The sequence below is a fragment of the Pantoea sp. CTOTU49201 genome (assembly GCF_032054795.1).
Lineage (GTDB): Bacteria > Pseudomonadota > Gammaproteobacteria > Enterobacterales > Enterobacteriaceae > Pantoea > Pantoea symbiotica.
The window spans coordinates 1-360 of record NZ_DAMBSA010000578.1 but is presented as its reverse complement, the minus strand read 5'-3'; the positions used below and the strand labels follow the sequence as shown (position 1 = coordinate 360).

Genomic DNA, 360 nt, shown 5'->3' with positions numbered 1-360 from the left:
ACGTAGCTGATGTACTTCAGCGACACCACCAGAATCAGCAGCCAGAAGATCAGCGACAGGAAGCCAAATACCGCTTCGCGCTCTACGCCAAATCCAAACTGACCAGAGAGACATTCACGCAATGTATAGAGCGGGCTGGTACCGATATCGCCATACACCACGCCAATTGCCGCCAGCGTGACTGCCCCAAGGGACTGTTTCTTATCCGAGCTCATAAGTTGTCTTTTGTTGGAGCCGGAGGCACTTGCCTTCCGCTCAAGCCATCAAAAAGCGCACAGTATGCACATATTCCCAAAAAAACCTACTCTTACAAAGTGTCACCATCGCCTTGGTGACGCGGTTTTTCGCCGAAAATAGCGC

1 protein-coding gene is annotated in these 360 nt (G+C 51.4%); it reads right to left on the bottom strand.

All coding sequences use genetic code 11. The features are described 5' to 3' along the window. On the bottom strand, positions 1 to 215 hold a 215-nt coding region (locus RTY00_RS23980), incomplete at its 3' end, for a KUP/HAK/KT family potassium transporter (protein WP_312666639.1). Positions 216 to 360 lie beyond the last annotated feature (145 nt).